Annotated in this window: 1 protein-coding gene; it reads right to left on the bottom strand. The window is 61.1% G+C overall.

From position 1 onward, the window contains the following. Positions 1 to 71: 71 nt before the first annotated feature. The gene (gene lptM, locus B3520_RS14325; RefSeq protein WP_414673886.1) at positions 72 to 227 is read right to left on the bottom strand and encodes an LPS translocon maturation chaperone LptM; all 156 of its coding nucleotides are present in this window, start codon (positions 225 to 227) and stop codon (positions 72 to 74) included. Positions 228 to 337: the final 110 nt, after the last annotated feature.

Below are 337 nucleotides of genomic sequence, written 5' to 3'. Positions count from 1 at the left end.
GGGAGGTCTTCCACAAACAGTTCGCCGTCACGGCGTTCAAAAGGCTGCATATCGGGTCTCAAATCAGGGGGTTATTCGCTCTGGCCGCCATCCGACGCAGGTTGCTCGTTCCGGGGTTCTCCGGACTCGGCCTCTTCGGGCAAGTAGAGGGGGCCTTTCTGACCACAGGCTGCCAACAATAAGGTAGACAGCAATACCGCACTCAAGGTGGCGCAACGGGGGGTCATGGGCACTCCTGCAGGGCTCGGGCGAAACAAGGCGGGCAGTATAACCCTGAGGGTGTGGGGGCTCAACAAATGGGAGAGGGGACCAGACGGTGGATGACGGGGCTTCGCCC

The organism is Marinimicrobium sp. UBA4509 (assembly GCF_002388575.1).
Taxonomy (GTDB): Bacteria; Pseudomonadota; Gammaproteobacteria; order Pseudomonadales; family Cellvibrionaceae; genus Marinimicrobium; species Marinimicrobium koreense.
The sequence above is the reverse complement of the archived record's forward strand: the minus strand, read 5'-3'. Positions and strand labels throughout refer to the sequence as shown.